Here is an 8,392-nt window from a genome sequence, read left to right as displayed (position 1 = left end):
AAGCCACTCGAAACCACCTTGTTGAATCCAGCTCGGAGGTTGCTTTACTCTGCCGGTAAAAAAATCAAAGGCAGCACCCACGCCAAACTGCAATGCCTTTATTTTGGGCCTGTGTTCTGCCATCCATTTTTCCTGCTTTGGCGCGCCTAAAGAAACAAATAAAATATCTGGATTTACATCGTTAATTTGCTTGACTATCTCATTATCTTCTTTTATTGTGAGAGGACGGTAAGGAGGAGAAATTGCGCCCACTATATCAATACTGTTGAATGTTTCTTTTAACTTGTCTTTGAGTTTAACTAAAGTATTTTCTGAGTTGCCATACAGGAAAACTGTAAAATTTTTTTTCGCAGCATGTTCACACATTCGTTTAAAAAAATCAACACCTCGAACTCGACCTTTGAAACGAGCTTTTTTTAGCATTTTCAACGCCCATACGACTCCCATGCCATCAGGAAAATTTCCCGATGAATTATTCAATATATCCCTAAAATAGGGGTCCCTAAAGCCCTGCATGATAACGTGAATGTCGGGGAAACAGAAGTATTCGCCGTTTCTCCTCGGCAGCTTATCAAGAACTTCAACAATCGCCTCACTTAGGCTCACCGGGCAAATCTTTATCCCCAGCAAATAAATAGGTTCTTTCATTCTTGCTCTTATCGCCTTCTTGTTATCTAGAAAGAATAGTATTGAATACGAATGATAAACGTTGGACCATTTTGTCCTCGGTAAATTTTTCTAGGTAAATTTTGCGACTTGCCTCACCCATTTTCTTTCTAATATTAGGAAAATCTACAAGAAATTTTATCTTTTCTGCAATTTGTCCGGGATTTCTTTTTTCTACTATAAATCCATTCACCCCATCTTGAACTGATTCTGTTATAGCCCCTTGATTAGTGGTGATAATGGGCAAGCCAGCTGCCATGGCTTCTATAATCGCCCAAGGATGACCTTCCGTAGGATAAAATGTGGGTAAAGTAAAAATATCGGCGGAAAGCAACAATTCACGTTTTATTTTATGATCAACGGCTATCATGATCTTTACAGGAAGGTCAGGATTTTCTTTTAAAAAATTGCCTACCTCTCTTTTTACTTTTTTATTTACCCACTCGCCTGCAAATATAAACTCAATATCTGGGGTATGTTTATAAATGCTCCGGACCGTCAACATAACATCCAAAAGTCCCTTTTCCCTTAAAAAGTTGGATAAAAATAGGACAATTATCTTATTTTTATTATAAGAGACAGTAGCACTTTCTTTACCAATTTCAATATTAGCACCGTTTGGAACTACGAAAATCCTCTCCATAGGAATAATTCCCTCAAATAAAAACCTCAAATTCTCCCCTAACACAATTTGTGCATCAACGAAAGAATGAACTCGATTAACTACCCATCTCATGAGCGGCATCGAAGCTAAGTACCATCTTCTGAAATTCCCGCCGCGGAGGTGGCAAATGATCCTGCACTTAAATAATTTAGCTATCAATATGAAAGGCACATCTCTCAAATACCCAAGAGTAGTTTGGCAGATTGGTAAATAGACAAGTCTCGGCTTATGCCATAAAATTAATGCGCAAAAGGCAAAATAGATCTTTATAGCCGAAACAATATTTGATAAATCAACCTTATTAAGCCTACTCAGATCACGATGATCAGACATATCAAGAAAAATAATCTCAAATTCATCTTTTAGTTTTGAACCTAAAATCACTTGGGTGGCGATTGTTGGTCCCATATAAGGGGGGGGCAACTGTCCCAAGAAGAGGACTTTTTTTTTGAGTTTTTTCATTTAAGGAAGCGGAGTAGTATCTAATGATTCAAAGAAAGCCTCTTATTCATCGATAGGCCCACCAACCCCCATGTAAAAGGATAAACGATCGGATATAAACCCACAACTTGGCCCATAGATTCAATAAAATAATAACAAATGGCCATCACGATCGCAAAAAAAAAGGTTTTTTTCTCATTTATGGCCATTCTAATTATTTGACTTGTGAGAATAAATATTAAGGTAGCATATAGAAATAATGTTAATATGCCTCCAGTGAAAATAATCCGAAGCAAATCGTTATGAAAATATCCGTGGGATCTTCCTGTCCCCAATATCTTCTTTAGAATGGGCAAACTTTTAAATTCTTCTATATAATTTCTCCATATCTTTCCTCTCCCCGCTAATATATAATCACTCTCTATCTTTCCTCTAGAGTAATCAATTTCTTTGGAAAATATTGTACCCAAATCATTAACAATCTTGTTCTCGAAAATCGCATTAACAAAAATTATAAGGAAGATGGCTAACGGCAAAAGAATTATTTTCCTTTTAAAAAATGATATCAACAATATCCAAATGATCAATGTAACAACTATCGTTTTTGAATAAAGAAAGTAGAGACCTAATAGACATAAGGAAGAGAGAAAAAGAAGTAGCGTTTTCGTAAAATGCGAACGACGTCCTTTCTCCAAAAAATAGTGCCAATAAAGAAAGATCCCAATAAGGGCCTGCATGATTATAATCCGTGGCGTAATGATACTATGGAATGCGCCTTGACTCCTTAAAATGCCCCTTGTCTCATGGTAACGCCAAGTATATCCAGTAATCTTCTGAAAAAAAATAAAAACCAACGGGACTATGGCTGCTGAAATAAACACGATTAACAAGTTTTTAAAATCTTTTCGATCAGCAAAATAAATAAAACATAAATAAAAACAAACTGGAAAGAAGAGCGATTTTGCAAGAAACTCAACGGATGCATAAGTTCCGCTAACAATGAATATTTGGATAGTGACAAATATTAAAGCTAACATATAAACAAAAAAGATATTCTTGTAAGGAAACTCATACAGTCTTTCTTTTCTAATTAGGATTCTTATAAAAAGAATAAATATAAATAGCACAAAATATATATCGATCAGGCTAATTCCATAGAATTGATATCTCCAAGACGAAGCAACCACGGGGCTTAATAATATCAGCACCAGAAAGGGTTTTTTATATGAATTAGAGAAAAAAGAAGTGACTATTATCGCTAAAAGGGAAAAAATGCCAATATAAAAATACATAAGCTTAGCTTGACGAAGCCTTTTCAATTGCGCGGATGAATCCTTCGGCGGATCGCGAAAGGCTTGCTTTTTGGCTTATAAATTGGCTTGCCTCTTCTCCTATTCTATTAGCTACTTGTTTATCATCTAATATTAATCTTATTTTTTCGGCTACTTCATTAGGATTATTAAAATTTATTGAGAACCCTGTGGCACCATCTATAATTAAATCTTTCGTGGCGCCCGCATTAATCGAAGCAATACAAGGCAAGCCCGCAGCCATGGCTTCTACCAAGACAAGTCCCCATATATCATATTCACTCGGAAATAGAAAACAGTGAGCTTCGGCATAATATTCTACCAACTCTTGTCTCTGTTTATACCCTTCAAATGAAACAAATCGAGATATCGCCAATTCTCTTGCTAATCTTTTCAAATTGCTTTTTTCAGCTCCGTCACCAACAATTTTAAGGATAAAATCGTTTCTCGTTTTCGCTATGATCTCTATTGATTTTAATAATAAATCTAGCCTTTTACCTTTCGTCAAATATCCAACAAAAAGTAAGATCTTTTTATTATTCATTCTTCTTAAAATATTGCTACATTTCTTTACTTCCTCTCTGAAAAAATCAATGTCAACTGTATTTATTCCGATTTCTATGCTTTCTGGTCTTGCCCCAAGACTAAGCAGATATTCTTTTGCTTTCGTTCCGTAAGCAATAAATCCCTTCGCTCTTCTGATAAGAAGCTTTCGATGAAGTGTTCTGATTTTAGGATCTGGCCTTCTGTACCTTTTAATTGCGCCCGACCAAATTATATAATTGGTTTTCTTAATCCAGGATAGCAACCAAATCTTCGTTGTTGCGATTGAAAATGCGTTGGTAATAATAGCTTTTGGCTTTTCATTTACTATAGTTCTCAGAAGGCCTCGATATGTGAATACAACCTTTTCCTTATCTGGTAAGGTTACTCTCAGGGAAGGCAAAATTTTATAATCAAACTTGCAGGATGAAAAATCGATATGCCATCTTCTTCTTGGATATCCTGCTGCCCCGAATATTACCTTTAACTTAAGACCGGTATTTTTCAATTGTCTATCCAGCTCGTTAAAGAGTGGAATCCGATAAGGAGTTGGAATATTAGTTACTAGAAAAATATTATTGGTGTCCAATTATTAAATCTCTGCTCGATCTGACTTTCTTATCTATTTCAATTTAACCAGAATATGTTCAATCGTAAAAGGAGCTAAAAGGGCTATAAAAAATTGACCCGGTAATAACAAGCGCCATAAATCAAAGTCATTAATCATGACAAAAGATACAATAGTCAAGAAAGCGAAAAATAAAAGCACGAACAAAGCGACATAGTCTCTCCTCAGGTCCTTTCTCTTTATAAAAAAGCATAGCCCCCCACCACGAAGCCGGTAAATAATATCCTGTAAATTGAGATCTTCTTATCTCTGGGCTAAATGGTCTATAAGATGTATCCATGTTCTTTCAAAATACTCCAGCGAAAACTGCTCAGCAAATTTTCTCCCCCTTGAGGATAATTTTTCTAACCCTTCTTTATCCCTCAACAGGTCCATTACAGTTGATTTTAATCTGGAAAAATCGCTACAGATTATCTGTCCCCCTTCATTAAGCAATTCCTCCATTCCGCCTGCCCCGGATCCAATAACTGGAGTTCCACACAACATCGCCTCATGAGCAGACCTACACCATCCCTCTTTAAATGACGACATAAAAATCGCTAATGATGATACTTTTAATAGTCTCAGGTAATCACGGTATGAAAAATTCCTACATAATATGGGAAGATCCTTTATATCCTGACCTGTAGCAACAAAAAATGCATCAAGATCTTTGAGTGCCCGATAAGCCCTGAAGAAGCCTTTTTCTGAACGGGCATTGCCCAAATAGATAATGTTCTTATTGTTTTTGACTCCAAGACTTTTCTTAAAAGAAAGGATCTCAGCTTCATCAAAATAAAAATCTGAAATGTCGAATGAATTATATATTATTTTTGTATTAACACAGCCATGTTTTTCTAACACTTTTTCCCAATATTTTGAAACTACAACTACTTTATCTGCACGCTTAGCATTTTTGAAAAAAATATACGTTAAAAACTTATAAAAAAATCTATATTTTTTTGGCCATTCCAAATGATGAATGATAATAACGTTTTTTCTTTTTTTATCAAATGGAACAAAAATCGTAGAAAAAAAATCTCTTATTACGATATCGCCACTGAACCTGACGCTTCTGCAATTAAAAACAAAGCGCAGAAACTCTATAAATCTAATTATGAGATAGTTATTGTTACCCCTAAATAAATAAAAAACATTTAAGTTATATTTTTTCCTCAGGATATTTCTTACATAATGTTCGTAAATTCTTCCTCCCAGAAGAGTTGAATTTTCTCTCCACCTCAAGCTTGTCCCAGTTGTAAGCCAGTCTATTCTTATCATGTCCTTCGAAACTTTTTTAGGGTTAATCTAAAACGTCTAACATCAACTAAAGTTATATTTTCCCCAGCGCTAATAGTATGGACCCCATCTTTATACTTTTTGTCGAATACTTGATTTATAATTGTCACAGGTTCTTCCTCGAATTCCCAAGGGGATAGCTTCAGTATCCTATTCAGCATTATTCGTTTTCCGTAAGAAATTGTGCAATCCTGGGCGGGCCTTATAAGCTGGCCTTTGTAATAAAAGAGTTTTCCCGCTGGTCTCGAACTTTGTATATCAGCCTTAACCGGGTTTCTTTCATGCGGCCTCCAATGACCAAATAGGTCATCAGAATAATATATGTAAAGTTTTATAGATTGTCCTTTCTCTTTGAGGACAAAAAATAACCACCACAAATTATTATGAGTACAAATAGTCGGGTCAAGGCCCGGCATGTCGGGGACGATCGCGCAAATTCTTTCCCATTTATCTGGAAACGAATTTAAGCGATATAGATTTATACTATTTGATTCCGCTTCCTCTATCGTCATATATATATATTCGCGATATCTAAAAACGCAAGGATAAGCTATATGGTAGGGCACATCCATGGAGAGCATGACCTTGTCTGAGGCTCCATTTTCTTTAAGTTCGATGTAACAAATATTTCCTTTCCTTTTCTTCATGTCAAATTTTTCAAAAAAGACATAAGTTGAATTACGATCTTTGATTAGGCACGGGTCCGCGAAGTAATAACGCTTTGTTGGTCTAAGAACCCAGGAAAATTTTGAAGTTTCTCCATTATTGATTAAATTTTCTTCTGGACCCTTTATCAAACCAATCCCCCATTCTTCTTCGAAAAAATAATATTTTATAATATTAGTTGATCTCGTTTTTATTACTTTTGCCCATAATTTCAAGATATCTCCTATACTCGGAAGGCAGGTATAGTTTGAGGCTCGTTGCGACCCTGATAAAATAGAAACCTTATCATGATTTAACAGATTGTTTAAAGCGTCTGTAATTAAACTCGCTCCTCTGAAATGAATATTATTCAGGTGCTGTGGAATTGAGGAATAATTGATTCTATAAATCGACTTTCTAATGGGAACATAAGTGTACTGATTTTCTGTTAATTTATAAAGCCCAATATTTGAAGTAAGTTCATTCTTCAAGAGCTCTAATAAATAGGGTTTAAAAACTCCATATTTTGTTATATCTCCATGATGAAAAATCCACACTCCGTGCCGAGGGCTACCAATTAAACTAATTGGGATATTTGCGCTCATTGAAAAGCAGAGTACAAAATCTAAATCAAGGCTTCTAACCTTATCCAATTTATCCGGTAAAATATAAGAATAGACTTCTGGAAATTCTATAGAAATATCCTCCCGATTGAAACACCTTGAAGTTTTCGACACCCTCCTCATAAATATTCTTATGAAGACTTTAGAAACTCTTTTTAATTGAGGATTATCAGGCCAATGAAACTTTATTGCATTCTTATTCTTTTCAGAATTTAAAATAAAAGCAGATAGCTCAACCTTACCCAAAGATAAGATATCCCTTATGCATTTCGCCTGCCAAGCTTCTAAATAAACAGAATCATTGATTACTGCAAATTTTACGTTTTTCTGCATCATATTGAAATTTATGCAGCAGGAGTTATGCCTAGCGTTTTCAAGAAATTGTCCGCAGCAACTTTTATGGAATGATTTTTGGAGGCATAAAAAAAAGCGTTTTTAGAAATTCTTTTGTAATTATCCGGATTACCTATTAAAAAAATCAGAAATTTTAGCGCTTCCTTTTCATCGCTCGCCACATAACCAAGATAATATTTCTCTATTATTCCATCGGGATTAACTCCAAGCGTGATCACCGGAATGCCCCTCACCCACGCTTGAACAAAAGTATTTGGAAAGCCTTCTGTTGGAGAAGTATTTATAAAAGCTGTAGCCTTGTCGAACCAACTGAGAGTTTCGTCGAATGGAAGTCTACCTAACCATAATAAATTATTAGGCACGTCCTTAAACAGCTTCCTTATATATTCTTTATCATCTCGGCCCCCTATCATAATGAATTTTAAATCTTTATTTTCTGAAATTCTTGCTAACTCAATAAACAATTCTGGCCTTTTTTTAGGTCCAAGGTTTGCTACCCATAAAATAATTTTATTCGACAGTCTTTGCTCAATTGGGAAAACATGTTCAGGAATTTCGTGACCAGACAGCATCTCAAATGATGCAAGGCCAAATTCTCTTTTTAATAGCTTCTTTTGGCTCTCGTTTTGAGTGAACACCCACGTGACCTTTTTCATTCCATAATGCCGGGATAAATCATAGATAATGGCGTTTAGTAAAAAAACAAGCGATTTTAAGGTGCCGACCTTGTTTGCCTTGTTTGTTTTTATTTGATTTTTTAAAAAATGCCATCGCCTTGGGGATTCGTTATCTGTGCATATCCAGGCAAATTTCTTTCCGTATTTCTCCTTATAAAATCCTATTATGCCCGTGACGAAGGATGTCATTCGCTCCACCACTATGTCTGGATCCACGATCCTCAAAGCTCTGTAATACTCCCATCCATTTGCCCACCTGAAGTAGTGTGCGTACCTAACCCACCTTATAGTAACTCCGTTTATTCTTTCGATCTTACCAGCTTTGCCTCTAACGCTCTGAGCAATATAACTCACTTCAAATCCACGCCGGGCAAGCTCTTTCGCTAAAAGCCAAGCTTGAACCTCCGCCCCTCCCCCTCGGTTTTCGAGGATATGATAAGGCATTACAAAACAAATTTTCTTCATAGCCTAGATTTTCTTATCTCCATTAAGCGCTTCGAGCTACAACCAATATCATATGGGAAAATTGCCGTAATAAGCACTGAGGCATTGACGCTTTTTCC

Annotated in this window: 7 protein-coding genes; all 7 read right to left on the bottom strand. The window is 35.8% G+C overall.

The annotated features are described in order from the left end of the window. On the bottom strand, positions 1 to 648 hold a 648-nt coding region (locus ACUVXA_RS12370; protein ID WP_445871579.1), incomplete at its 3' end, for a WecB/TagA/CpsF family glycosyltransferase. 22 nt (positions 649 to 670) lie between these two features. Then, the gene (locus ACUVXA_RS12365; RefSeq protein WP_445871578.1) at positions 671 to 1,762 is read right to left on the bottom strand and encodes a glycosyltransferase family 4 protein; all 1,092 of its coding nucleotides are present in this window, start codon (positions 1,760 to 1,762) and stop codon (positions 671 to 673) included. 50 nt (positions 1,763 to 1,812) lie between these two features. Then, positions 1,813 to 3,090: a hypothetical protein gene (locus ACUVXA_RS12360; RefSeq protein ID WP_445871577.1), complete on the bottom strand. Its 1,278-nt coding sequence runs from the start codon at positions 3,088 to 3,090 to the stop codon at positions 1,813 to 1,815. Beyond that, positions 3,068 to 4,213, bottom strand: a complete 1,146-nt coding sequence (locus ACUVXA_RS12355; RefSeq protein WP_445871576.1) for a glycosyltransferase family 4 protein — start codon at positions 4,211 to 4,213, stop codon at positions 3,068 to 3,070. Before ACUVXA_RS12355 ends, ACUVXA_RS12360 begins: the two co-directional genes overlap by 23 nt. A gap of 282 nt (positions 4,214 to 4,495) precedes the next feature. Then, positions 4,496 to 5,512: a glycosyltransferase family 4 protein gene (locus tag ACUVXA_RS12350; RefSeq protein WP_445871575.1), complete on the bottom strand. Its 1,017-nt coding sequence runs from the start codon at positions 5,510 to 5,512 to the stop codon at positions 4,496 to 4,498. Beyond that, complete coding sequence (locus tag ACUVXA_RS12345; RefSeq protein ID WP_445871574.1) at positions 5,509 to 7,044, bottom strand: glucosamine inositolphosphorylceramide transferase family protein; 1,536 nt, start codon at positions 7,042 to 7,044, stop codon at positions 5,509 to 5,511. Before ACUVXA_RS12345 ends, ACUVXA_RS12350 begins: the two co-directional genes overlap by 4 nt. A 98-nt stretch (positions 7,045 to 7,142) precedes the next feature. Then, entirely contained in the window at positions 7,143 to 8,273 is a 1,131-nt protein-coding gene (locus tag ACUVXA_RS12340) for a glycosyltransferase family 4 protein (protein WP_445871573.1), read from the bottom strand. Positions 8,274 to 8,392: the final 119 nt, after the last annotated feature.

The sequence above is a fragment of the Candidatus Jordarchaeum sp. genome (assembly GCF_052745115.1).
This window is presented reverse-complemented; position numbering and strand designations above follow the sequence as displayed.